Raw genomic sequence first — 23,562 nt, forward strand, 5'->3', positions numbered from 1 at the left:
AGGCTGCTATGCGCATTGCTTTTGGTGGAATTCATACTGAGTGCAGTACTTACAATCCGGTGCTGAATTATGCCGACGACTTCCGCATCGTGCGCGGGGATGAACTCACCACCAATCCTTATTTCGCCTTTCTGCAGGATTATGATGCCGAATTTCTGCCGACCTTCCACGCGCGCGCCATCGCCGGTGGTCCGGTTGCGCGCATCACCTACGATGATTTTAAGCAGGATTTCCTGACGCGCCTCGCGGCACATTTGCCGGTGGATGGCGTCTATCTCGCCATGCACGGCGCGGTCTATGTTGAAGGCATGGAAGATGCTGAAGGCGACTGGATCAGCGCCACGCGCGAGTTGGTTGGCGCGGATTGCCCGATCACCGTCAGCTACGATCTGCACGGCAATGTCACACAGCGCATCATCGATGCCATCGATATGTTCTCGACTTACCGCACCGCGCCACACATTGATGTCGAAGAAACCATGCGCCGTTCGGTATCGATGCTGGTGAAAAGCCTGCAAACCGGCGTCAAACCTGGCGTGGTGTGGGCACCGATTCCGGTGGTGTTACCCGGCGAGCGCACCAGCACTGAAGATGAACCGGCTAAAAGTTTGTACGCCCGTTTGCCCGCGATAAACCAGCTGGAGCATATCTGGGACGCCTCGCTGATGGTCGGTTACGTCTGGGCCGATGAACCACGCGCCACCGCTGCCGCGATCATGACCGGCACCGATGCCGATGTGCTGGCGGAACAGGCGGCAAAACTGGCGCTGGCTTACTGGCAGGCGCGCGATGAATTCAGCTTTGGCTGCATCACCGGCAGCATTGAAGAGTGCGTCAGCATGGCTATCGCCAGCGAAACCGCGCCGGTGATTCTGGCCGATTCCGGTGATAATCCGACCGGCGGCGGCGTTGGCGATCGCGCGGATGTGTTGGCGGAGCTGATTCGCCAGTGCGCACAAGACGTTATCGTCGCCGGTATTACCGATAAACCCGCCACCGATGCAGCATTTGCTGCCGGTGAAGGCGCAACCTTAACGCTGACCGTTGGCGCGTCGCTCGATCCGGCGGGTGGCAAAGTGCAGGCTGAATTTGTGGTGAAGCATCTTAGCGACGATCCGCATTCGCTGGCGAAACAGGCGCTGCTGCAAACCGGCGGCATTACGCTGGTGGTCGCCGATCGTCGCCGTCCTTATCACAATCTGGCGGATTTCTCCCTGCTCGGCCTCGATCCTGCTGCTGCTAAAATTGTGGTGGTGAAGTCGGGTTATCTGTCGCCGGAGTTGGCACCGCTGGCCAATCCAAACCTGATGGCGCTGTCAGAAGGCGTGGTCGATCAGTATGTGGAACGCTTAACCCGCAACCGCAAATTGCAGCCCGCCTATCCTTTTGATACGGATTTCAGCTTCCTGCCGGTAAGCAGCTTGTCTGCACGCTTTGTGAAAGCAAAATGAATATACCAGCCTCAGCAGTCGAACCGGTGCTGCGCATCGAAAACCTGACCGTTGCCTTTCGCGTTGACGATCAATGGCGCGAAGTGGTGAAGAACCTGTCGCTCACCGTTAATGCCGGTGAAACGCTGGCGATTGTGGGCGAATCCGGCTCGGGGAAAAGCGTCACCTCGATGGCGATTATGCGTTTACTCAACATGCGTCATGCGCGCGTCAGCGGCAAAGTGCTGCTTAACGGCGTTGATCTGCTGACGCTGAGCGAATCCGCCATGCGTGATATTCGCGGCAATGCGGTGGCAATGATATTTCAGGAACCGATGACCAGCCTGAATCCGTCGTTTACCATCGGCAATCAAATTGCTGAGGCGCTGATCAATCACCGCAAAATCAGCAAACGCGCCGCGCGTGAAGAGACCATTCGGCTGCTGGAGAAAGTGCGCATTCCCAATGCGGCGAAACGCTTTAATGATTATCCGCACCATTTTTCCGGCGGCATGCGCCAGCGTGTGATGATTGCCATGGCGCTGGCGCTGCGACCCAAACTGCTGATTGCCGATGAACCGACCACCGCGCTGGACGTGACTATTCAGGGGCAAATTCTTGACCTGATCAAGACCTTGCAGGAAGAGGAAGGCACGGCGGTGCTGTTTATTACCCACGATATGGGCGTGGTGGCAGAAGTGTCGGATCGCACGTTGGTGATGTATCAAGGTGATGTGATGGAAACCGGCACCACCGCCGCGATTTTTTCCGCACCCGCCGCCGATTACACCCGCACGTTGATTGCGACCGTGCCGCAGCTTGGCGCAATGCGCGGCAGTGCTGGACCGCGTAAGTTTTCCTTTGATGAGCACGACGCACCTGATGCCAGCCGCGTAGCGACATCGCAGCAGCAGCCGCTGCTGTCGGTAAAGAATCTCAGCACCCGCTTCAGCATTCACGAAGGCGTGTTCAGCCGTAAAACCGGCGCGGTACATGCGGTGGAAAACATCTCATTTGATTTGATGCCGGGTGAAACCTTGTCGCTGGTCGGCGAATCCGGTTGCGGAAAATCCACCACCGGACGTTCGCTGACGCGCCTGGTAACGCCCGACGCGGGCGAAGTGGCGTTTGATGGTTACGACGTGCTGAATCTCTCTGCTCACGAACTACGCACCTTGCGCCGCGCCATGCAGATGATTTTTCAGGACCCGTTTGCCAGCCTCAATCCGCGCATGTCGGTGCTGGAAGCGCTCACCGAACCTTTCCTGCAACACCGTTTAGGCAGCAAAGCTGAGGCGCGCGCGAAAGCCGCCTCACTAATGGAGCGCGTCGGGTTGTCTGCCAGCATGATGAAACGCTATCCGCACGAATTTTCCGGCGGCCAGCGCCAGCGTATCTGCATCGCCCGTGCGTTGATGCTCGATCCGAAAATGATCATCGCCGATGAATCGGTGTCGGCGCTGGATGTCACGGTAAAAGCGCAAATCATCAATCTGCTGCTCGACCTGCAACAAAGCCTCGGCTTGTCGTATCTGTTTATCTCGCACGATATGGCGGTGGTCGAGCGCATCAGCCATCGTGTGGCGGTGATGCTGCTCGGTGAAATCGTCGAGATCGGCCCGCGCGCGGCGATTTTTGAAAATCCACAGCACGATTACACTCGCAAACTGCTGTCGTCGGTGCCGGTGCCCGATCCGGCGCGCCGTCATGTGAAGCGCCAGATTGACATCAGCGAGCTGAAAAGCCCGGTGCGTGCGTTGGGTTTTGTGCCCGAAACGCGGCGTTATCGCGAGGTGAGTGACGGGCATTGGGTGATGGAGTGATCTGGCAATGCCCGGAAGGAGGTCGCCATGAATGGCGACCCTACGCAGTTACAACTCAAACATTTTCCCGCCGCTAAAACTCCAGTCTTCGGGCTGGGTTTGCTGAATAATGATCATTAAATCATTGGGATCAAGATTGAGGCGCTGCTGCAGGCGTTCACTCAACACCTGATAGGTTGCACACTTCTGTTCCACACTGCGCGGTTTGCCTGCCACGATGTTCAGCAACACATAGCGATCGCTACGACCGCCGCTAAGATAGTGGCGATCATAAATAAAGCGCTGTGCCGCCAGCGATTCAATCACCTGGAAACGATCGTCGGGCGGTACGTTGAACTCTGCCACCAGCACCTCATGCAACGTGTCCGATAAAGTTTGCAGATCGGCATCGCTCCAAACGTCACGCACGGTGATTCGGGTAAATGGCATCAGTTGTTCTCCTGTTGCAGCAAAGCCAGCGCGGTGACCGCAGCGGGCCAACCGGCGTAAAACGCCTGATGGGTAAACAACTCCACCAGCTCTTCATGACTAAGTCCGTTATGCTGCGCAAATTCAAGATGCCACGGCAGTTGCTGCTCGCGGCCCAGGGCGCTAAGCGTGGCGAGCGTGATCAAACTGCGCTCACGCGGTGACAGCACCGACCGCTGCCAGATATCGCCAAACAACACCTGCTGGGTTAACTCGGCTAACTTCGGTGCGACCTGCTGTAACGAATCGCGATCCAGTGGCTTACTCATGATTTTCTCCGGCATTGAATAGGCAGAGATTGTGGCGCGCTGTTACAATCCTGAAAATCATATTATTCAGGACTCATAGTCCCGTTTTAAAGGATGGTTATGGGGAAGATTCCGGTCTCGCTTGATAGCGATGCGCTGCGCAGCTTTGTGTTGGGAATCGAGTGCGGCAGCTTCGCGCTGGCGGCGCAGCAACTGTGCCGCTCGACGTCGGCGGTCAGCGCCCAGTTAAAAAAGCTGGAACAGCAATGCGGTATGGCGCTGGTGACCAAACGCGGTCGTCATCTGGCGCTCACGCCCGGCGGCGAAATCTTGCTGAGCTATGCGCGTCGTCTGCTCAGCCTGAATGATGAAGCCTGGCGCGCGGTGCGCGGCGAGTTGTTGCAGGGTGATGTGCGTATCGGCATGCAGGAAGATTTCGGTGAGTCGCTAATGCCCGGCATTCTTGGTCCGTTTAGCCGCCAGCATCCGAGTGTGCGTATCAGCGCGCGCGTCGATCGCAATCAGCCGTTATTGCAGGCGATGGCCGAGCAAAGTCTCGATATGGCGCTACTTTGGCAAGGTGATAATTTACCCGCGCAAAGTGAGTTGCTAGGCCATACGCCGCTGGCGTGGATTGGCGCGCAAGAGTTCGATATTCGCTGCTTGCTCGCGCGTGGTGAAGCTATACCGCTGGTGATGTTTGAAGCACCGTGTCTCATGCGGACACGTGCGCTGAGCGTGCTGGAAAAGGCTGGACTCGACTGGCGCGTGGTGTTTACCAGCCACAGTTTGAGTGGCGTGTGGGCGGCGGTGCGGGCTGGATTGGGTATCACCTTGCGCAGCCAGATCGGTTTACCTGCAGGATTGCATGCCCTGAACGCTCAACTGCCCGCCGTGGGATGTATGGGTATCGCACTGTGGCAACACAATGCTAACGATGCCGCTCAGCAGATGCTGGCGCAGCTTACGCGACATGCGGTGGCGGGATATCTTCCGCTTATCAAACCGACATTAAAGTGAAACTGGGATAAAGCGGAGAGGTGCGGCCCATTCCTGCTAGTTTCCGCCCTGCACGCTTCAGTTAAATCAAACCTTCCGCTGCTATTTTGCAGGCAGAATGTTTCCCGCATTATTCTCTCATACACAACAGACAAAATACCGCTCGGCTATTAGGATGATGAGTGTGGAAATATTGCCAGGCGTGTTCCGGTGAATAAAAAGATCCCATAAAAACACGATTATCGTAGGCCGGCGCCATACGACAGCTTTCACGGTGCAAGTCGCAGCAACCCTCGCTATCTTCCTGAGCAAAGACGTAAAAATCCGTTGTAGTTAATTTCATCCGCGACACCTCGTGGGCAGAGATAAATACTAATGAATAAAAATCTTTAAAATCGCCCGTTGCGGATACTATTTTCGAACTTTTTAGCAACCAGCTCACAGTGAGCTGAAATTAATTATAGCCTGCGAGAAACCTGCTGTCTTTGATAAAAGAAAAAGAGATTACTTAAGCAGAGCGCAATAAAATTGAAATTTAAATAATTATATTTTAATTCCCCCTTTGTCGTTACGCTTAATAGGGCCAACATTTACTGTTGATGGCGGTGATTATTTATAAATATTCACTAAGATTTATCTTAAAAAAAAGATCTCCATTTTTGATCATTTAAACTTAAGTAAACTTAAATTTAAACGCCGGAGATAATACTATGTTCAGTTACACTATCCGTGTCGAATTGAAAGAACCCACCGCTGGCACGCAAATAGAACTGCTCTATGCGATGCTTGAGAATGGTTTTGCGCGCAGTTTAGTCTGTGAGAAAGGCTATGCGTATGTGTTACCCACCAATGAATACGTCTATGTAGGCAGCGAGAATATAAGGAGTTTAACTGACAGAATTGTCACTTTGGTGAGTGAATTTAGCGAAGATCCTTCGGTGATGATTACTCAATCAGCCGCGAGGTGCTGGTCAGGGCTGCGCGGCGTAAACCTCGCATGAAAGATAAGATAAACGCCCTCTGATGGCAAAGACGGCGTTTATCTGTTGATTTAAATAAACTTAAAATTTAATTAATTAGCCTGGATAAATACCGCGATCTTTACGTGCCAGCAGAATACGTTCGCAGGCAACGATATACGCAGCAGTACGCAATGAGCAGCGCTTTTCAGCGGCCTTATCCCAAACGTGTACCATCGCTTCGGTCATGATGCGATCCATACGCTGGTTAATCTCATCTTCACTCCAGAAGAAGCTCGCCATATCCTGTACCCATTCGAAGTAACTCACCGTTACCCCGCCTGCGTTACAGATTACGTCTGGCACCACCTGCACACCGCGACTCGCCAGCATATCATCCGCATCCGGATACGTTGGGCCGTTAGCACCTTCCAGCACTAATTTGGCACTGATGATTTCAGCGCGCTCGCGGGTAATTTGCCCTTCCAGCGCAGCCGGGATCAGGATATCCATGGCGGTGGTCCAGAACTGTTCTCTGTCGATCTCACGCGCACCAGGGAAACCGGCAATCTGTTTATGTTCGATCTGCCACGCAGTCAGCGCCGCTAAGTCGATGCCGCCTTCGTTGAGTAAGGTTGCGGTGTGATCCTGAATGACCACCACGCGAGCACCGGCTTCGGCGAATAGACGCGCCGCTTCGCTACCCACATTACCAAAGCCCTGCAACGCCACGCGTGCGCCTTCAATGGTGATGTTGGAGCGTTTTGCCACTTCACGACCGGTAATAAATACGCCACGGCCCGTAGCTTTCTCGCGGCCTAACGAGCCGCCAAGATGAATCGGTTTACCGGTGACAACGCCGGTAATAGTGGTGCCGTGATTCATCGAGTAGGTATCCATCATCCACGCCATGACTTTGCCATTGGTGCCGACGTCGGGCGCGGGAATATCTTTCTGCGGACCGATAATCAACCCGATTTCGCTGGTGTAGCGGCGGGTTAAGCGCTCCAGTTCACCTTCAGACAGCGAGTGCGGATCGACGCGAATACCGCCTTTCGCGCCGCCATAAGGCAGGTTGACCGCCGCACATTTGATGGTCATCCAGGCTGACAGCGCCATCACTTCATTCAGGTCGACTGCAGGATGGTAACGTACGCCCCCTTTGCCCGGGCCGCGCGAAAGATTGTGCTGTACGCGATAACCTTCAAAGTGGCGAATCGAGCCGTCATCCATCTGCACCGGGATGTCGACAATCAGTGCTCTTTTCGGATGACGCAGAGTTTCTATCCAGCGAGACAATTCACCAAGATGAGGCGCAACGCGGTCAATTTGGCTCAGGTAGGTAGTCCAGGGAGATGTACTGCTTTCAGAAGCGTAAGATAACTTTTCCATGAGAAGCCTGTAGGTTCAGAGTTATTTATATTGAAAAGACGTGGAAAGGTGATGCATTGCACTAGACGGAAAGTAATTTAACACCTTTTAAGACATGCAGATCAGGTTAAATAAGGATGGTTTAACTTTGGCGCTACAAAAATTCGTGAGTAAGTGAATAACTAAGCATTAAAAAAGCCCCACATATGACGCATATTTATGCGAATAATATTCAATAAATTGCATAAAATTTGATTTTATCCCTATTTTTCAGTTCTTTGATGGTCATCAAAAAGTGAATAAACTGTTATTTTTCCGCATTGACTTTGTTAACTCACGCCACCACGATGAGTAAAACCTAGCCGGAAACCGCCATCATGAATTAGCGTTTTATTAATTTCGTTTTTCTTTCATCTATTTAAGCGTGCCTCTTTAAGGTTCAACTCCTTATTTGCCATTGATGCTTGTGGGCAGGCATCGTCATGCGTTTTTTTGCCAGACTGAAGGAATCATTGTGTCTAACAAACCTACACAAGGGCAGATTCAGCCTGCTCGGGCTCACGACGCCCCGCAAAAACTGCAGCGAGGGCTGAGCGAACGTCATATTCAGATGATCGCGCTGGGTGGATCGATCGGTACCGGGCTGTTTATGGGCGCAGGACGCAATATTGCGGTGGCCGGAACCTCGATATTAATCATCTATATTCTGGTCGGGTTCTTCAGCTATATGGTGATGCGGGCGATGGGCGAAGTGCTGCTTAGCCGGCTCGACTATCGCTCTTTTGCTGATTTCGTCGGTGATTACCTCGGCCCCAAAGCCAGTTTCTTTCTCGGTTGGTCTTATTGGCTAAGTTGGGTAGTGACTTGCATTGCGGATGTGGTGGTGTGCGGCGCGTATATGCAGTATTGGTTCCCGGAAATGTCGGCGTGGATACCCGCGTTGTTCACCCTCGGCATTCTGTGTCTTTTTAACATGTTGTCGGTGAAGGCTTTTGGTGAAGCTGAATTCTGGTTTGCGCTGATCAAAGTGATCACCATCATCGCGCTGATTATCACCGGCGGATGGATGGTATTTACCGGCTGGACCTCGCCGGATGGCGTCAAAGCTTCGGTACATAACCTCACCGATCCCGCCGTGTTTATGCCGCATGGCATCACCGGTTTTCTTGCTGGTTTCCAAATCGCGATTTTCTCGTATACCGGGATTGAGTTGCTCGGCACCATGACGGCAGAAACCCGCGATCCCGAGAAAATTTTGCCGCGTGCAATTAACTCTCTGCCGCTGCGGATTGTGATTTTCTACATGCTCTCGATGATGGTGATCATCGCGGTGACGTCATGGCAAGGCGTGTCGCCGGATACCAGCCCATTCGTGACGCTGTTTGCCAAAGCCGGATTGCCCGCTGCAGCGGCGATTATTAACTTCGTGGCGCTCACTTCGGCAATGTCTTCCGCCAACAGTGGCGTCTACTCAAGCACCCGCATGTTATATGGCTTGTCCGTCGAGAAGCATGCGCACTGGCAGTTCCGTATTTTGTCGCGCACCACGCGTATTCCGCTGCGCAGCCTGCTTTTTTCCTGCTTCTGCATGCTGAGTGGCACCTTGCTGCTGTTCCTGGTGCCGAACGTGACAACGCTGTTCACCATCGTTTCAACGCTGGCCGCGATTCTGGTGATCTATTGTTGGGGCATGATTCTGGTCTCGTATCTGGTGTACCGTCGGCAGCGTCCGGATCTGCATCAAAAATCCAAATTTAAGATGCCCGGCGGCAGAGTGACGGCCTGGGGAACGCTGATGTTCTTCCTGTTCTCGGTGGTGATCATGATATTTGATCCCGACACGCTCGCCGCGTTAGCCGCTTCGCCGGCGTGGTTTATTGCGCTGTGGCTGTGTTGGAAGATGAAGGAGAAGCGGAAAACGGCAGTGAAGGTAGCGGCCTGATCGGGCCGTTACTTCATCAGCACCTGAAACTGCGGATTGAATTCGTCGAATATCGGCAGCGCGGCGGCACCTAACGCCGCGGTATCGCTGCCGGTCATACCAACTTTGACGCGAGTTCCGGTGAGGTAGCGACCGCGCACCGATTGATAGAGCGGCGGCAGGCGACGAATGATTTTATCCAGCAGCACCGCAGGCATCATGCCGCCAATAATCACGCTTTCGGCATCGAAGATGCACTCCAGCAGGTTAATCGCCTGACGTAGCGGCGTTAACACGGTATCGATCCATTTGTCGAACAGCGCCGGATCGACTTCCAGCAAATCTTCCGGCAAAGCGGTCATCGGATCGAGCCCGCAAAACTCATACGCTGCCTGCAATGAAACATAGCGTTCTAAACAGCCCTGATTGCCGCAGTAACATTCGCGTCCGCCCGGCTCCACCACCACATGCCCGACTTCACCGGCGTTATGCGCATGGCCGCTATACACGTGGCCATCCATGATGATACCCGCGCCTAAACCGGTGCCGATGTAGAGATAGACAAACGAATTGAGCTGACGCGCCACGCCATGAAAGCGTTCACCAATTGCCGCCACGGTGGCATCGTTTTCCAGCGTCACCGGCACGCCGCTCATCGCGGCGAGTTTTGTTTCGATATCCACCTGTTCCCAGCCGTGCAGCGTGGTTGGCCCCATCGAAGAGATGCCCTCAACGCCAAACGGACCGGGCATCACCACCCCAATACCCAGCACTTTCTGCCAGCGATCGCCCAGCTGCGTTTTGATCTCGCTTAGCACCTCTGCAATGCGCGCTAATGTGGCATCCGGCTGCGGCTTTTGTAACAGAATAAGGCGGCGGAAGTGAATTTCGCCGGTGAGATCCACCAGCACAATCAGCAGCGTTTGGTGATCAAGATGGATGCCGATGGAGAAGGCGCTGGCGGGATTAAGCGTCACCGGAATTGCCGGTTGTCCACGTCCCTGTTTGCGCGGCGCGCGGCTGGTAAGCAGTTCGGCCTGCTCCAGCTCCGCCACGATATTCGACACGGTTTGCGGCGTCAGCGCGGTAAGACGAGCCAGTTCGGCGCGGGTCAGTTCACCGTGCAGGCGAATGGCTTCAATGATCACGCGGCGATTGTGCGCCCGTGCATGTTCCAGATTGGTTCCCGACGTTTTCACCTTGCTCCCTTCCCTTTCGTCACCTGCGCTGCGAATAGCCGCATCAATATCTATGATCGGCCACACATTTTACAACCCTTTCGGGAAGGTGAATGGGATTAACGCCTTTCCGGTCATGAACTGGCAAGGTTGTGTTGAGGGTTGGGGCGTGGATTTCGATAATTTTAACGTTGGGTGACCATCCCGACTGTTATTTGATGAAGAACCAACTAGCTACGGCCACCACGCTTACTAACAATGATGCGAATACCGCGCCTGTTACGAATGAATGAGTTGTAGTTTGCTCTTCCTTACGGATGTCAATAAATCTGGCCAGCGCACGCTTTACATCCGGGGCGTTTAATTCTTCAAACTGCTTCTCATAGCCTTTAGCAGTGAGATCGGAATCGCCCGCTATATCAGATCTTTCCAGCGCGGTAATGTGGTTACCCTTTTTAAAAAAACAGTACTCTGCCATTAGATCCTCCGAGGAAAAAGTTGATGTTTGAAATAATATATCTAAAGAGGTATGAATGCGTATGTATGTCCGCTTTGTGCCAGGAGCGGACATTAGCTGGGCAACATCGCTGAACCTGTTATCCAAACGTCTCTTTACCTTATAGCCCGAATGTATTTAGAAAAGATTGTCTTTTATTCAGGTTGGCCTTTCTCGTTCATCATCATTTAAAGCATGAAGGGAATACAGCGTCTGTTCTGTCAAAGCTACGCCGATAAAAATAGCGAGCACAATAATACCCATCGCCAGTGGCCAGACGCTGTCCGTCAACATCAGCCTGCCGGCTGCAGCCGTACCCAGCGACCCTGCCGTAATTTTCATCGCTCCGACCCAGACGAATACCTGTCCCCGGCAGGCAGAGGGGGAATATTCGCTCCTGGCGGCGAGAGTGGCGCCGAAGAATCCAGCGTTAAGCATGCCGGTCACAAAAAACAGCATCAGCAGAACGACAAAATGCATGTTCAGCATGATAAGAAATACGCCTGCAGTAATAAAACAGGCAAAGCGAGTCATCAGGGTATCCGGTTCCCCGACAAGCGGGCGAATCATCAGGCACACTGAGCCAACGAGGTTACCGCTGCCATAGGCAACAGTCAGACACGCTGCCGTAGTGGCCGCCACGCCGAGCGCAGTAGCCAGACTGACAGCCGTGATCGGAAGCACCGCCACGCAAAAGGCCACTGCAACCGTCAGGTATAGCGTTCTTCTCAGGCGCGGATTCCTTACTAACAGCAGCATCGTTGCAACCGTGCCTGGTACATGCCGCTTTTCATCAGCACTGGCGGCGGAAGGGACCGGGATGCGGAGGATAAAATAAGCGGCCATCGCCGTTGCGCCAGCCAGCGTATAAAGTGCTGCAGAAGGAGAAAACCAGGCGGCAAGTGCCGCAACGAGCGCAGGCCCCACCGTTCCACCCAGCCCGTAGGTTGCCACATCCCAGCCATGTACCCGACGCTGATCATCACGGGAACGACCGGCAATAGCCGGCAAATGGGTGCTGATCCCCCCCGTGAGCAACGGACCACAGAGACCGGCGCCAGCCAGCAGGCCACCGGTCATGGATAGCGGCACTCGGGAAAAGGTCAGTGTTGCCGCGACGATGAGCCCGGTGTGGATCAGACAGGCTGCAGCAATGACCCGGCGGCTGTCATGTGCCGTGTCAAGACGACGGGCAATGAAGGGACCGGCCAGGTGAGGCAGCGTGATGCAGGCGGCAAGCGTGCCGGCCCAGCCAGCGGAGTGACTGTCGGCAACACACAGAAGGATCACCGCCAGGACGCCCCCTCCGTCTGCCAGACGCGCAAGCGTGGCTGCCAGAACGTACCGCGCCAGACCGGCCCGGTCCAAACTTTCATTATGTGAGTAACCTGGCAGCGTTTCCTCCTTCATGCTATTTACCTCAGACCGAGGCGGCTGATAACGGCAGCAACGTCTGCAAAATCATCAGCGGACAGGGGACGCAGAGGACGCGGCAGGCAATCAGCCTCCGTCAACCCGAGCACGCCCGCAGCTGCTGCCATCACGCGGATGCTGCCGCCGTGTTTGCGGAACAGGTCCCAGAGCGGCTGCAGACGCTCGCTGAGCTGTACTACGCGTTCGCGATCTCCCCGTGCCGCCGCGTCGGTCATTTCTTTGGCGACATGCGGGAACAGGCCGCCGCAAACGGAGTACCAGACTTCACAGCCGGCATTAAGACCGTTGGCGGCGCTGGCGTCTCCACTGATACCAACGGTCACCCCTTCAGGCAGTTTTGCTTTCAGGCGCTTTACGCGTGCCAGAGCATCCTCCGGCGAAGGTGGAACGCCGGGAATTTTTACGGATTTGATACCGGGCAATGTGGCAATGCGCCCGTGTAGCTCGTCTGAAAATTCAAAATGTGTTGTGCCGGGGTTGTCGTAGATACAGACCGGCACTGAAACGTATTGTGTGAGCGTCTCAAACACGCCAAAAACTTCATCGTCCCTGAGCGTCTGGTACGACACAGGCGGCAGCAGCAGCGCATCCGCGCCGGCCGCCTGTGCGTCATCGGCCAGCCGCAGCACTTCATCGGTGCTGACCGCCCCTACGCAGATCATCACAGGGATATTACCCGCATGCGATTTTGCGATATCCGATATGTGGCTGCGCTGCGAACGTGTCAGGTAGGCATAGCTGCCCGTTGATCCGAGAACGCCGATGGAATCGACACCGGCTGACGTGATGCGCTCAAGAATGCGGATAAAACCGTGCTCGTCAAAGCCGGCGGGTGTAACGGGAGTAAGCGGAAAGGCGCTCAGACCGGTAAACATAATGTGCTCCTGCAGAGTCATTGGGATGAGTACTGGCGAGCATAGCAGTAGAAAAAAACATTGTCACATGACAATGTTGAGTCAAAAAAGTATAATGCCGCGAGGCATTATCATTATCTCCGGTTTATGTTTTCAGCAACTGGCGTCAGTCAGAGGCAGAAGACCCGCACTGGTTAATCCGCAAATACGAAGGCCGGTTGAGGCCGGAACAGAGAAAATGACAGCATCGGAAATATTTGAATCCGTCAGACAGAAAGTTCGTACGGGGCAACTTCATCCTGGTGATGCTCTGCCGCCCGTCAGGGAGATGGCCGCACAGCTTAGCGTGCACCGCAATACCGTTGCTTCAGCCTATAAAAAGCTGGCGGCCGCAGGCATTGCGGTCACTAACGGGCGCTACGGCACGACCATATCACAGGCTGAAGACGTGCCGGAACAGGAAGGCCCCGCCCGTCAGACTCACCTGATTGACGTATCCGGCGGCAATCCGGAACCTTCCGCACTGCCGGATGTGGCATCGCTGCTGCAGGCCGTCAGCCTGACACCCCGCAGTTATGGCGGGAGTGTCATTAATCCGGGCCTTGAGAAAGCAGGCCGCGAGTGGTTCTGTCCGGACGCGCCCGGCATGTTTGGCCTCGGACTGACGCACGGAGCAGTAGACGCTATTGAGCGCCTGATTACTGGCTACCTGACGGCTGGCGAGAAAATTGCGGTTGAGGAGCCCTGCTTTCTGAGCAGCATTAATGCCATCCGCAGCCTGGGTTATGTACCTGCCGGCGTGCCTGTAGACCGGGACGGCCTGCTCCCCGGCCCGCTGCAGGAGACTCTGGAAGCCGGAGCGCAGGTGGTGATTGTGACTCCCAGAGCCCACAACCCCACCGGGTGCAGCCTGAACCCGCAACGTGCGTCGGAAATCAGGGCCGTGCTGGCCCGGTTCCCGCACGTCATGGTTATCGTTGACGATCATTTTTCGCTGCTTTCAGGGAGCGAATACCAGAATGTGATTGCCGCTGAAACGCGAAACTGGGCCATCGTCCGTTCGGTTTCAAAATTCTTTGGCCCAGATCTCAGACTGGCGCTGGTTGCCTGCAACCCCGATACGTCTGAGAGGCTGAGCCGGCGTATGGCCTCAGGCACACACTGGGTGAGTCATATTTTGCAGGACATGACAGAAGAAGCTCTGGCATCAGCGGATGTTGTACGAAAAGTCAATGAGGCAGCAACATTGTACCGGGACAGACGCAATGCCCTGCTTGCCGCGCTTCGCACGCGCAACGTTATGGCTCTGCAGGAATATGACGGACTTAACGTCTGGCTTCCTCTTTGTCATGAACCTTCCGGGCTCATCAGGCTGATGGAAGCGCGCGGCTGGCTTATACGCGCAGGCGCTGGCTTTTATCTCACGGATCCGGGGCACGCTATCCGCCTGACGCCCGGCGTGCTGAGTGATGAGCAGTGCGACGCCCTGGCGCAGGATCTGACAGACGCACTGCGTGAGTCAGGCAATTCAATCGTCCCGATCTGACTGGCGTCCCGGATTCGGTGTTTTTTTGCAAACGCAGCTAATGAGGTAAGCAATGTTTCATGACTATGGCGTAGTGAATTTCTGGACGTTCCTCGCCGGTGCGGTGGTTATCGTTATGATCCCGGGTCCCAACAGCCTTTATGTACTGCGCACGGGTATCAGCCGGGGAATGCGCGCCGCGTACCGTGGGGTTGCCGGCGTGGTGCTCGGAGACGTGTTTCTTATTTTTCTGGCCTGGGCCGGCATAGCCACCCTTATCCAGACGAGCCCGCACATTTTTACCGCCGTGAAATATCTGGGCGCGCTATTTCTGAGCTGGCTGGGAATAAAAATTATCTGGTCTGCCCTGCATCAGCCCCTTAAGGACTCTAGCGTTCCGGCTGTCAGGAAAGAAAACTACTTTCTGAAGGCGTTTATGCTGAGCATAACGAATCCGAAGTCGATTCTGTTCTACGTCTCGTTTTTTATTCAGTTTATCGACCCGGCGTCGGAGCACAGTGCGGCCGCGTTCAGTCTCCTGGGGGCCGTGCTGCAGCTTATCAGCCTGTCATGGATGACATTTTTACTGATAGCCGGCGCGGCAGTTGCCCGCTGGCTGGGCTCACGAAGACGCCTGGTCAGGATGGGTAACTCTCTCACCGGGCTGCTGTTTATAGGCTTTGCGGCGCGCCTTGCCGCTGCACAGGGATAAAAGAAACCGCTTTATTAATTCGGCCGTGTCGGGACGACCCGCGCACAATGATGGCCTCTGACGGGACGACCCGGTAATGTAAAGGAGACGTCACTATGGCGTGGATATTACTGGTCGCTGCAGGCGTGCTTGAGGTGGTGTGGGCGTATTCAATGAAGCTGTCGGAAGGCTTCACGCGCCCCCTTTATACGCTCGCGACCGTGGCCGGCTTGATAGCCAGCTTTGCGCTGCTGGCAACAGCAATGCGTTCCCTTCCACTGGGGACGGCCTATACCATCTGGACCGGAATCGGTGCGGTGGGCTCGTTTATCACCGGGCTGTATTTCCTGGGCGAGCCTGCCTCCCCAATGCGTATTCTGGCAGCGGCTATCATCCTTGCCGGCCTTATCATGATGAAACTAGCGTCCTGACGGGCTGACGTCCGGGATGGTTCCGGCCATCCCTTTTTTCAGCGCGCCCGTTCGCTGACTGTCATGGTAAAAATTAGCGGATCATCACCTTCACAGGTATAGCTGTGGGGTTTATCAGTCCGTGCCACTGCCGCCGCCCCCTTGCCGATAGTGAAGCTTTCTTCCCCCACGGTCAGGTGCAGGGAGCCCTGCACAACGTGCAGAAGCTCATGTGTACCGGTAGCGTGTGATCCGGTTTCAAAAGTCTCACCGGGATGCATTTTCCATTCCCAGAGTTCAACCATATCGGGGCCGCTAGTGCCGGCGAGCAGGCGCGCGCTGCCTCCGAGCTCACCACGCCACAGGCAGGGAATATCCTCTGCAGTGATAATGCGCACGCAGGGACTGCTGGCAACGTTAACGATGTCGGCTACGGAAACGCCCATGGCCGCTGCCAGTCTGCAGAGAAGCGCAATGCTGGGATTGGCCCTGCAGGCCTCGATTTCCACAAGCATCCCTTTGCTCACTCCCGCCAGACGTGACAGCTCGTCCAGCGACATTTTCTTCTGGCTACGGTACTGCCTGACGGCAGCAGAGAGGGCTTCATTGATAACGGAAGCGTCAGCGCCCGAATCGGTCGTTATATTGACTTTTTTGTTCACTGGTCATTATCATGGGTTAAAACGGTCATTACAGGATTATCTTATGTTAACAGCACATCCGTCAATCAGCCCTGACGTTGCGCATATGGCACCAGGCTTCCGTGCGCTGAGCATCAGCGTAACTGCCGCTCCGGTAGTAAACGGCAGCGTCGGAGAAACCGCGCTGCGCAGAGCCTGTGAAGACGTGCTCGCCGGTCAGCCAGCCTGGGCGGACGCCCATCTGAATGCCTGGTCTGACGTTTTTCGTGCTTTTGGAGCAAAGCCTAAACGTACGCCCTGCTCGGCGGAGGCCCTGCGCAAACGCGTGCTGCGCGATGGCTCCATGTCGGGGCTGGATCCGGTGGTAGACCTGTATAATGCGGTCAGCCTGCGCTACGCCGTGCCTGTCGGCGGCGAAAACCTGGATGCTTACAGCGGCAACCCACGTCTTATCATCGCCAGTGGTAGCGAACCGTTTGATACGATGAAGGAAGGGCAAGCCGCCACTGAATATCCGGATGAAGGGGAAGTGGTGTGGTGTGATGACACGGGTGTCACCTGCCGTCGCTGGAACTGGCGGCAGGGTGTGCGAACGCGACTGAGCGCCGCTGATAAACACATGTGGTTCATTCTGGAAAGCCTGCCTGAGATGCCGCTGGAAACACTGCACGAAGCCGGGAAAATGCTGACAGACGGTCTGGAGGCAATGATGCCAGGCCTGCAGTACAACCTGTCGCTTATTGAAACAGCCTGATACCTGCCTCTGCTCCCGAGCAGGTCTGTATGTGATGCTTTTTTCGCGCGGGCGCAACCGTCGTCCGCGTCCTCATTTCTGACATTATTTCTGAGTGACCTATGTATTTATCTGCAATCCCTGCCGGCTTTGCTACCGGTGCCGGCCTTATTATGGCTATCGGTGCACAGAACGCGTTTGCCCTGCGTCAGGGGCTCCAGCGTAACTTTGTCTGGCTGGTTGTGGTTATCTGTTCTCTGGGTGACATTACGCTCATCCTGTCGGGTGTGGCAGGCATTGGTAGGCTCGTACAGGCATGGCCGGGCCTGCTTCAGGTTCTGCGGTTAGCTGGCGCAGCATTTCTGGCTGTGTACGGGCTGATGGCCGCGTGGCGTGCCGTAAAGGGTACGGAGTCTCTTAAACCCGCAGATGAAAGTGCTGGAAGTCGTAAAAAAGTGCTCCTGACCTGTATGGCCTTCACCTTTTTGAACCCACACGTTTACCTGGACACCATGGTGCTTGTTGGCAGCCTTTCCACTCGCTATCCCGGTGCAGGGAAATGGATGTTTGGCCTGGGAGCCTGTATTGCCAGCGTGGTGTGGTTCACCACTCTGACGTTTGGTGCGCGGTTTCTTCAGCCGGTCTTTCGCACTCCAATAGCATGGCGCGTGCTTGATGCTGCGATAGCTCTGTTTATGCTGTCTCTGAGCGTTATGCTTATTGCGAACCCCATTCAATGAAAATAGCAGCAGACTCGGCCTGCTGCTAACAGGACACTTTTGACAAAATACTCATTTAGAAATGTTTGCTATGTAAACGTCTGCTGTTCGCTCATAGCGGACTAAACGTTATTTTTAGGTGAGTCGCACAGAGTAACGTTGTTCATCCAGCCTAATAAATACTCGCCCAAGGCGCGGCATGAATATATGAAATCTAAGCTAACAGCCGAAAACCTCATCCTAACCCGCTACTGATAACGCTAATTTTCCGCTGTGGAATGCGCGTTCATGTAGCAAATCACGAAGCATCTGCACTTAAACAATGCATCCTGTAAAAAAGGTTATCGCCAACTATTACAACTGCCCGCTTTCAAACCCACACGAATATCTATGATCACCCACACATTTTACAACCTGTTTACCTGACAGCAGCAAAATTCTGTGCAAAGTAGTGTCCAGTGGCAAACGAGATTTATGCCCTGGCACGTCAATTGCTTTAGCTAACCGATGTCAGCCGCAGCAACCTGACAACCTGTGCGCGTTATTAAATCCATCAAATTGATTTAATAAAACACCCTCTTTTTGCATCAAGGCGGAAAACACCATGAAAATCCGATTCAACCCAGTCATAAAAGGATGTTTTGCAGCGGTTCTGTTAGCCAGCGTGGGCAGCGCGGCAGCGGCAACCACGTTAAATGCGCTGTTTATGACGCAGGCGGCGTATAGCGAAAATGATATCCGCGCCATGACGCAGGAGTTTCAGAAAGCGCACCCGGACGTGCAGGTTAATCTTGAGTTTGTGCCGTACGAAGCGCTGCACGACAAAATTGTCGCGGCGCGTGGCGCGGGCGGTAACGGCTACGATGTGGTGCTGTTCGATGCCATCTGGCCAGCAGAATTCACCAAGTTCGATCTGTTGCAGGACGTCAGCAGCCGCATCAGCGCTGACGAAAAGGGGCAGATTTTCCCTGGCGCGATGAACACCGTGGAGTTCAAAGGCAAAACCCTCGGTATGCCTTGGATCCTCGATACCAAATATCTCTATTACAACAAAGCGATGCTGGAAAAAGCCGGTATCACTACGCCGCCGCAAACCTGGCAGCAGGTAATGGATGACGCGCGCATCATCAAGCAAAAGAACATCGTGAAATATCCGCTGGTATGGAGCTGGTCGCAGGCCGAAGCGCTGGTGTGCGATTACACCACGCTGGTATCGGGTTTTGGCGGAAAATTCTATAACAACGACAAACTCGATTTCTCCTCATCGGCCTCGCTGCAAGCGGTGAAGCTGATGAAAAGCTCGCTGGATGAAGGCTTGAGCAATCCGGCTTCACGCGAATATCTGGAAGAAGATGTGCGTAAAGCCTTCTCTAATGGCGATGCGGCGTTCGCGCTCAACTGGACATACATGTACAACATGGCCAACGATCCGAAGCAAAGTAAGGTCGCCGGTCAGGTGGGCATTGTTCCTGCGCCAGGCGATGCGCCGGGCAAATTCGGTGCCGTAAACGGTTCGATGGGCCTTGGCATCACCAAAGGCAGCACCCACGCGGATCAGGCATGGCAATACATCAGCTACATGACTTCGCAGCCGGTGCAGAACAAATACGCCACGCTGAGTCTGCCGATCTGGAAAAGCTCGTATCAGGATCCGGCGGTGCTGAAAAACCAGGAAAGCCTGATCGCGGCGGCGGATAAGTCGCTCAACGTGATGCTGTCGCGTCCGGAAACCGCCGACTATTCGCGTCTCTCCAACACGCTGCAGCAGCAGTTGCAGCAGGTGCTGGTTGGCAGCGCAACGCCAGATGCCGCGCTGCAAGCGGTAGATAAGAGTGCGGCGCGTCTGCGCTAAGGGGCAACAATGCTGAGTTTGCGTCAACGCGAACAACGGCAGGCATGGGTGCTGATGGCACCCATGCTGTTGGTGATGCTGTTGCTCACCGCATGGCCGCTGTTACGCACTATCTGGCTAAGTTTCACCGATGCCGCCCTGATTGGCAGCGGTGAAGCGCCGGGCTGGATTGGCTTGGAAAATTACCTGTTTGCGATCACCGATGCGGATTTCCGCAGCTCGCTGTGGCGCACGCTCTATTTCACCGTTGTCTCGGTGGCGATTGAGGGTGCGATCGGCGTGCTGGTGGCGTTATTACTGAACCAGAAATTCGCCGGTCGCAACCTGCTGCGCGTGCTGGTGATTCTACCCTGGGCGCTGCCGACCATCGTTAACGCCATGATGTGGCGTCTGAACTTCAATCCGGATTACGGCAGCATCAACGCGCTGCTGACGCAGTTGGGCATTATTGATGGCTATCGCAGCTGGCTGGGTTCGCCGGATTCGGCGCTCAACGCGGTGATGTTCGCCGATATCTGGAAAAACTATCCGCTGGTGACCTTGCTGGTGCTGGCGGCACTGCAATCAATTCCCGACGATCTGTTTGAAGCCGCACGGCTGGATGGCGCATCGGCGTGGCGACGTTTTCGTGCCATCACCTTCCCAGCGATTGTTGGCCCGCTCAGCGTGGCGCTGGTTCTGCGCACCATCGACGCCTTCAAAATCTTCGACATCATCTACGTGATGACGCGTGGCGGGCCGGTCGATAGCACCAAAACCCTGAGTTTCTACGTTTATCAGGAGTCGTTTAGCTACTTGCGGGCCGGCAGCGGCGCGGCTTACGCCATGTTGATGACCATGCTGTGCGCGGTGCTGATCACGCTTTACATGTTGTTACTGTGGCGGCAGCGCCGCAAAGGAAGCGCTCATGAAGGTTAAAATGCGCCATGTTGGCAAATACGCCGCCGCGCTGTTGGTGGCGTTTACGGTGTTAGCACCGATGGGCTGGCTGTTTTTGATGAGCGTCAGCGCCGCCAGCGATCTCACCCGCGTGCCGCTCGAGTGGCTGCCGCGCCAGTGGGATTTCACCCGCTACGGCAAGCTGTTGTCGCTGGAGCCAGGCCAGCCCGGCGTGCTGTTCCTGCATGCGCTAGGCAACAGTTTGTTAGTCGCCACGGGCGCGACAATCATCTGCTTGCTGCTGGCGATTCCGGCGGCGTTCAGCTTCTCACGTTATCGCGGGCGCGACGGCTGGCTGTTCGCCTCACTCGCCATCTATATGGTGCCGCCGGTGGCGTTCGTGCTACCGCTCTACTTCCTGTTACAGCAGTTCGATCTGCTCAACACGCGGCCCGGATTGATCATCGTCTACTGCTCGCTGATTTTGCCGTTCCTCACCTGGATGCTGAAAAACCAGTTCGATACGCTGCCGCAGGATATTGAACAGGCGGCGCGCCTTGATGGCCTGCGCGTCTGGCAAGTGTTGCTGCGCATTACGCTGCCGCTGGCGAAGCCGGTGTTGGGTGCCGCCGCGCTGTTTGGTTGGCTGCTGGCGTGGGACGAATTTTTCTATGCGCTGCTGTTTACCAGCAATATCGCCGCACAAACCTTGCCGGTCACCATTGCCGGATTCACCGCCGGGCGCGCCACCGATGATGGCTTGATCGCTGCCGTCGGCATTCTGGCGTCGGTGCCACCGCTGTTTATTGCCATCTGGCTGCAAAAGACGCTGGTTAGCGGCCTTGCCAGTGGCGGGAGTAAAGGATGATGGAACATAAACTCACCGCCACGTTGTATGTGGTGGGCAATATTAATGTCGATTTGATCATGGGCACGCTGGATAACTGGCCGCAGCGCGGCACCGAAGTGATGCTGAATCACAGCGAACTGCGTCCCGGCGGATCGGCGGGCAACTGCGCGCTGGCGCTGGAAGCGATGCAGGTGCGCCATCGCGCGGTGGCTAATCAGGGCGATGATGGCCTGAGCGCCTGGCTGGCGAGTCATTTTCCGCACAGCGCCGCGCACTGGACGCGCTACAGCTGCGAAACCTCGCTAACCGTTGGCGTGACGCATTCGGATCACGAGCGATCCTTCCTGAGTAATCTCGGCCATATCGTGCAACTCACCGCGCAGGATGTGCTGGATCAACTGCCTGCTAAAGCGGCTGACGGCGATATCGTGCTGCTGTGCGGCACCTTCTTGTGCCTGCATCTGTATGACGAATATCCGGCGCTGCTTTCAGAGCTACAGCAGCGCGGTTTTATCACCGCCGTTGATACCGGCTGGCCGCCGCAGGGTTGGACGGACGAGGTGCGTCAGCAGGTCACGCAATGGCTGCCGCTGTGTGACTGGCTGCTGCTCAATGAAGTGGAAACGCTGGGATTGGCGGCGAAAGACGACTTGCCTGCCAGCGCGCACATGCTGGCGCAACAGCTGAGCGGACGCGGCGGCTGCGTGGTGAAATGCGGCCCGCAGGGCGCGCGCTGCTGGCAGGCCGAACATGCAGTGAGTCAGCCTGCGCGTCCGGTCACGGTGGTGGATACCATCGGCGCGGGCGACAGTTTTAACGCTGGATTTCTTACCGCCCTGCTGCATCAGCAAGATCTCAATACGGCTTTGCAATGGGGTATTTCGGTGGCGTCACTGGCTATCAGCACCTTGCCGCGTCGTTATCCCGACTGGCATCAACTGCAACTTTCCCAGGAGTTTTAAATTATGGCCAGTGTTGAACTCGTAAAAGTGGCCAAACGCTACGCAAAACAGTCGGTGCTGCACCCGCTCGACCTCACCATTCCTGATGGCAGTTTTACCGTACTGGTGGGCCCATCCGGTTGTGGGAAGTCGACGTTGCTGCGTTTGCTGGCCGGGCTGGAGAGCTTATCGGATGGCGCAATCCTGATGGATAAAGTGCAGATCAACGACCGCGATCCGGCCGACCGCGATATCGCCATGGTGTTTCAGAGCTATGCGCTCTATCCGCACTTAACCGTGGCGGAGAATCTGGCGTTTCACATGCAGGTGAAGAAGGTGAAGCGCGAGGAGCAGCAGAGCAAAATCGCGCGCATCGCCGGAATTCTCGGCATTGATAAGCTGCTGCAACGCTATCCGCGCGCGTTGTCGGGCGGACAGCGTCAGCGTGTAGCGATGGGCCGCGCGATGGTGCGAAATCCCAAAGTATTCCTGTTCGATGAGCCGCTGTCGAACCTTGATGCGCAGCTGCGTATGGAGTTGCGCGCCGAGATCAAATCGCTGCATCAGCGTTTCAAAACCACCATGGTTTATGTGACGCACGATCAGGTTGAGGCGATGACGCTGGCCGATCAAATCGTGGTGATGAAAGATGGCCGCATCGTGCAGCAAGGCGCGCCGCTGGCAATTTACGATCGTCCGGCGGATACCTTTGTCGCGCGCTTTATCGGCTCACCGCCGATGAACCTGTTACCGGCACAGCTGATCGACCGCGATGGCGTGTCCGGCGTGCAGTGTCAGGATCTGTGGCAGCCGCTGCCCGCGCGCTGGCAAGCGGCGGCGCGCGAGCGTGCAGGCGCAGCCGTGACGCTTGGTGTGCGTCCGCACGATCTGCTGGAAGCCAACAGTGATGCAGCGGCGTTGGTGAAAGTGGTGGAGATCACCGGCGAATCCACTTTATTGCATCTCGAATGGCACGGTCAGCCGTTGCATATGCAGATCGCTGGCCGCCACGCGGCGGTGAGCGGCGACAGCATTATGCTGGGCTTTAACGCCGAGAAGATTCATCTGTTTGATGCAGAGACGGGAATGCGTTTAATCGAATCGTGATCGTCTGTTTATAAGGTCGCCATAAATGGCGAC

General features: G+C 55.4%; 23 protein-coding genes. 15 read left to right on the forward strand and 8 right to left on the reverse strand.

Features of this window, described 5'->3' with window-relative positions; translation table 11 throughout:
• Positions 1 to 8: 8 nt before the first annotated feature.
• The gene (locus tag VIJ98_RS23995) at positions 9 to 1,451 is read left to right on the forward strand and encodes a M81 family metallopeptidase (RefSeq protein ID WP_154156577.1); all 1,443 of its coding nucleotides are present in this window, start codon (positions 9 to 11) and stop codon (positions 1,449 to 1,451) included.
• Positions 1,448 to 3,253, forward strand: a complete 1,806-nt coding sequence (locus tag VIJ98_RS24000; RefSeq protein WP_323271734.1) for an ABC transporter ATP-binding protein — start codon at positions 1,448 to 1,450, stop codon at positions 3,251 to 3,253. Before VIJ98_RS23995 ends, VIJ98_RS24000 begins: the two co-directional genes overlap by 4 nt.
• A 48-nt stretch (positions 3,254 to 3,301) precedes the next feature.
• On the opposite strand, the gene VIJ98_RS24005 is transcribed toward VIJ98_RS24000, so the two are convergent.
• Together VIJ98_RS24005 and VIJ98_RS24010 are read right to left on the reverse strand one after the other, a co-directional pair.
• Entirely contained in the window at positions 3,302 to 3,682 is a 381-nt protein-coding gene (locus tag VIJ98_RS24005) for a tautomerase family protein (RefSeq protein WP_154156579.1), read from the reverse strand.
• Positions 3,682 to 3,990, reverse strand: a complete 309-nt coding sequence (locus VIJ98_RS24010; protein WP_061719399.1) for a carboxymuconolactone decarboxylase family protein — start codon at positions 3,988 to 3,990, stop codon at positions 3,682 to 3,684. The genes VIJ98_RS24005 and VIJ98_RS24010 overlap by 1 nt, the downstream gene beginning before the upstream one ends.
• Before the next feature lie 99 nt (positions 3,991 to 4,089).
• Here VIJ98_RS24010 and VIJ98_RS24015 point away from each other — a divergent pair, with 99 nt between their 5' ends.
• On the forward strand, positions 4,090 to 4,989 hold the full coding sequence (locus VIJ98_RS24015; protein ID WP_323271735.1) for a LysR substrate-binding domain-containing protein: 900 nt from the start codon (positions 4,090 to 4,092) through the stop codon (positions 4,987 to 4,989).
• Positions 4,990 to 5,678: 689 nt separating this feature from the next.
• On the forward strand, positions 5,679 to 5,969 hold the full coding sequence (locus VIJ98_RS24020; RefSeq protein WP_008108088.1) for a hypothetical protein: 291 nt from the start codon (positions 5,679 to 5,681) through the stop codon (positions 5,967 to 5,969).
• Between the two features lie 75 nt (positions 5,970 to 6,044).
• Here the strand turns inward: VIJ98_RS24020 and VIJ98_RS24025 are convergent, their stop codons facing one another.
• On the reverse strand, positions 6,045 to 7,319 hold the full coding sequence (locus VIJ98_RS24025) for a Glu/Leu/Phe/Val dehydrogenase (protein ID WP_008108085.1): 1,275 nt from the start codon (positions 7,317 to 7,319) through the stop codon (positions 6,045 to 6,047).
• Positions 7,320 to 7,812: 493 nt separating this feature from the next.
• Here VIJ98_RS24025 and VIJ98_RS24030 point away from each other — a divergent pair, with 493 nt between their 5' ends.
• Positions 7,813 to 9,240 (forward strand): amino acid permease, encoded by a 1,428-nt coding sequence (locus VIJ98_RS24030; protein WP_258145482.1) that lies wholly within the window; start codon positions 7,813 to 7,815, stop codon positions 9,238 to 9,240.
• 8 nt (positions 9,241 to 9,248) lie between these two features.
• Here the strand turns inward: VIJ98_RS24030 and VIJ98_RS24035 are convergent, their stop codons facing one another.
• The 4 genes from VIJ98_RS24035 to VIJ98_RS24050 all read right to left on the reverse strand — a co-directional run bounded on the left by VIJ98_RS24035 (position 9,249) and on the right by VIJ98_RS24050 (position 13,202).
• Complete coding sequence (locus VIJ98_RS24035) at positions 9,249 to 10,418, reverse strand: ROK family transcriptional regulator (protein WP_323271736.1); 1,170 nt, start codon at positions 10,416 to 10,418, stop codon at positions 9,249 to 9,251.
• A 190-nt stretch (positions 10,419 to 10,608) separates the two neighbouring features.
• Positions 10,609 to 10,875 carry a hypothetical protein gene (locus VIJ98_RS24040; protein ID WP_323271737.1) on the reverse strand — a complete coding sequence of 89 codons (267 nt, stop codon included), beginning with the start codon at positions 10,873 to 10,875 and terminating at the stop codon, positions 10,609 to 10,611.
• Positions 10,876 to 11,052: 177 nt separating this feature from the next.
• Positions 11,053 to 12,303 (reverse strand): MFS transporter, encoded by a 1,251-nt coding sequence (locus VIJ98_RS24045; protein WP_323271738.1) that lies wholly within the window; start codon positions 12,301 to 12,303, stop codon positions 11,053 to 11,055.
• A gap of 5 nt (positions 12,304 to 12,308) precedes the next feature.
• A complete protein-coding gene (locus VIJ98_RS24050; RefSeq protein WP_323271739.1) occupies positions 12,309 to 13,202 on the reverse strand; it encodes a dihydrodipicolinate synthase family protein in 894 nt (297 codons plus the stop codon).
• Positions 13,203 to 13,419: 217 nt separating this feature from the next.
• Here VIJ98_RS24050 and VIJ98_RS24055 point away from each other — a divergent pair, with 217 nt between their 5' ends.
• The 3 genes from VIJ98_RS24055 (at position 13,420) to VIJ98_RS24065 (ending at position 15,828) form a co-directional block, all read left to right on the forward strand.
• Positions 13,420 to 14,727 (forward strand): aminotransferase class I/II-fold pyridoxal phosphate-dependent enzyme, encoded by a 1,308-nt coding sequence (locus VIJ98_RS24055; RefSeq protein WP_323271740.1) that lies wholly within the window; start codon positions 13,420 to 13,422, stop codon positions 14,725 to 14,727.
• 52 nt (positions 14,728 to 14,779) lie between these two features.
• Entirely contained in the window at positions 14,780 to 15,418 is a 639-nt protein-coding gene (gene leuE, locus VIJ98_RS24060) for a leucine efflux protein LeuE (RefSeq protein WP_008108835.1), read from the forward strand.
• A 95-nt stretch (positions 15,419 to 15,513) separates the two neighbouring features.
• Positions 15,514 to 15,828: a multidrug efflux SMR transporter gene (locus tag VIJ98_RS24065; protein ID WP_008108836.1), complete on the forward strand. Its 315-nt coding sequence runs from the start codon at positions 15,514 to 15,516 to the stop codon at positions 15,826 to 15,828.
• Positions 15,829 to 15,866: 38 nt separating this feature from the next.
• On the opposite strand, the gene VIJ98_RS24070 is transcribed toward VIJ98_RS24065, so the two are convergent.
• Positions 15,867 to 16,469, reverse strand: coding sequence for an XRE family transcriptional regulator (locus VIJ98_RS24070; protein ID WP_323271741.1), 603 nt, complete (start codon positions 16,467 to 16,469; stop codon positions 15,867 to 15,869).
• Positions 16,470 to 16,512: 43 nt separating this feature from the next.
• On the opposite strand from VIJ98_RS24070, the gene VIJ98_RS24075 reads away from it, so the two are divergent.
• From VIJ98_RS24075 to VIJ98_RS24105, 7 genes are all read left to right on the forward strand, one after another.
• The gene (locus tag VIJ98_RS24075) at positions 16,513 to 17,202 is read left to right on the forward strand and encodes a B3/4 domain-containing protein (protein ID WP_008108838.1); all 690 of its coding nucleotides are present in this window, start codon (positions 16,513 to 16,515) and stop codon (positions 17,200 to 17,202) included.
• 101 nt (positions 17,203 to 17,303) lie between these two features.
• A complete protein-coding gene (locus tag VIJ98_RS24080; protein ID WP_323271742.1) occupies positions 17,304 to 17,921 on the forward strand; it encodes a LysE/ArgO family amino acid transporter in 618 nt (205 codons plus the stop codon).
• A gap of 583 nt (positions 17,922 to 18,504) precedes the next feature.
• Complete coding sequence (locus tag VIJ98_RS24085) at positions 18,505 to 19,752, forward strand: extracellular solute-binding protein (RefSeq protein ID WP_323271743.1); 1,248 nt, start codon at positions 18,505 to 18,507, stop codon at positions 19,750 to 19,752.
• A 9-nt stretch (positions 19,753 to 19,761) separates the two neighbouring features.
• The gene (locus VIJ98_RS24090; RefSeq protein ID WP_323271744.1) at positions 19,762 to 20,670 is read left to right on the forward strand and encodes a sugar ABC transporter permease; all 909 of its coding nucleotides are present in this window, start codon (positions 19,762 to 19,764) and stop codon (positions 20,668 to 20,670) included.
• Positions 20,660 to 21,499 (forward strand): carbohydrate ABC transporter permease, encoded by an 840-nt coding sequence (locus VIJ98_RS24095; RefSeq protein ID WP_323271745.1) that lies wholly within the window; start codon positions 20,660 to 20,662, stop codon positions 21,497 to 21,499. Before VIJ98_RS24090 ends, VIJ98_RS24095 begins: the two co-directional genes overlap by 11 nt.
• Positions 21,499 to 22,443 (forward strand): carbohydrate kinase family protein, encoded by a 945-nt coding sequence (locus VIJ98_RS24100; protein ID WP_323271814.1) that lies wholly within the window; start codon positions 21,499 to 21,501, stop codon positions 22,441 to 22,443. The genes VIJ98_RS24095 and VIJ98_RS24100 overlap by 1 nt, the downstream gene beginning before the upstream one ends.
• Before the next feature lie 3 nt (positions 22,444 to 22,446).
• Complete coding sequence (locus VIJ98_RS24105) at positions 22,447 to 23,529, forward strand: sn-glycerol-3-phosphate ABC transporter ATP-binding protein UgpC (RefSeq protein ID WP_323271746.1); 1,083 nt, start codon at positions 22,447 to 22,449, stop codon at positions 23,527 to 23,529.
• The last annotated feature ends 33 nt before the right edge of the window (positions 23,530 to 23,562 follow it).

Source organism: Pantoea sp. S18 (assembly GCF_045689705.1).
Taxonomy (GTDB): Bacteria; Pseudomonadota; Gammaproteobacteria; order Enterobacterales; family Enterobacteriaceae; genus Pantoea; species Pantoea symbiotica.

Coding starts and splice junctions, on each gene's coding strand:
- VIJ98_RS24105 (WP_323271746.1), top strand. CDS start 22,447: ATGGCCAGTGTTGAACTCGTAAAAGTGGCCAAACGCTACGCAAAACAG.
- leuE (WP_008108835.1), top strand. CDS start 14,780: ATGTTTCATGACTATGGCGTAGTGAATTTCTGGACGTTCCTCGCCGGT.
- VIJ98_RS24090 (WP_323271744.1), top strand. CDS start 19,762: ATGCTGAGTTTGCGTCAACGCGAACAACGGCAGGCATGGGTGCTGATG.
- VIJ98_RS24050 (WP_323271739.1), bottom strand. CDS start 13,202: ATGTTTACCGGTCTGAGCGCCTTTCCGCTTACTCCCGTTACACCCGCC.
- VIJ98_RS24045 (WP_323271738.1), bottom strand. CDS start 12,303: ATGAAGGAGGAAACGCTGCCAGGTTACTCACATAATGAAAGTTTGGAC.
- VIJ98_RS24005 (WP_154156579.1), bottom strand. CDS start 3,682: ATGCCATTTACCCGAATCACCGTGCGTGACGTTTGGAGCGATGCCGAT.
- VIJ98_RS24075 (WP_008108838.1), top strand. CDS start 16,513: ATGTTAACAGCACATCCGTCAATCAGCCCTGACGTTGCGCATATGGCA.
- VIJ98_RS24020 (WP_008108088.1), top strand. CDS start 5,679: ATGTTCAGTTACACTATCCGTGTCGAATTGAAAGAACCCACCGCTGGC.
- VIJ98_RS24085 (WP_323271743.1), top strand. CDS start 18,505: ATGAAAATCCGATTCAACCCAGTCATAAAAGGATGTTTTGCAGCGGTT.
- VIJ98_RS24095 (WP_323271745.1), top strand. CDS start 20,660: ATGAAGGTTAAAATGCGCCATGTTGGCAAATACGCCGCCGCGCTGTTG.
- VIJ98_RS23995 (WP_154156577.1), top strand. CDS start 9: ATGCGCATTGCTTTTGGTGGAATTCATACTGAGTGCAGTACTTACAAT.
- VIJ98_RS24000 (WP_323271734.1), top strand. CDS start 1,448: ATGAATATACCAGCCTCAGCAGTCGAACCGGTGCTGCGCATCGAAAAC.
- VIJ98_RS24055 (WP_323271740.1), top strand. CDS start 13,420: ATGACAGCATCGGAAATATTTGAATCCGTCAGACAGAAAGTTCGTACG.
- VIJ98_RS24065 (WP_008108836.1), top strand. CDS start 15,514: ATGGCGTGGATATTACTGGTCGCTGCAGGCGTGCTTGAGGTGGTGTGG.
- VIJ98_RS24025 (WP_008108085.1), bottom strand. CDS start 7,319: ATGGAAAAGTTATCTTACGCTTCTGAAAGCAGTACATCTCCCTGGACT.
- VIJ98_RS24080 (WP_323271742.1), top strand. CDS start 17,304: ATGTATTTATCTGCAATCCCTGCCGGCTTTGCTACCGGTGCCGGCCTT.
- VIJ98_RS24040 (WP_323271737.1), bottom strand. CDS start 10,875: ATGGCAGAGTACTGTTTTTTTAAAAAGGGTAACCACATTACCGCGCTG.
- VIJ98_RS24010 (WP_061719399.1), bottom strand. CDS start 3,990: ATGAGTAAGCCACTGGATCGCGATTCGTTACAGCAGGTCGCACCGAAG.
- VIJ98_RS24015 (WP_323271735.1), top strand. CDS start 4,090: ATGGGGAAGATTCCGGTCTCGCTTGATAGCGATGCGCTGCGCAGCTTT.
- VIJ98_RS24100 (WP_323271814.1), top strand. CDS start 21,499: ATGGAACATAAACTCACCGCCACGTTGTATGTGGTGGGCAATATTAAT.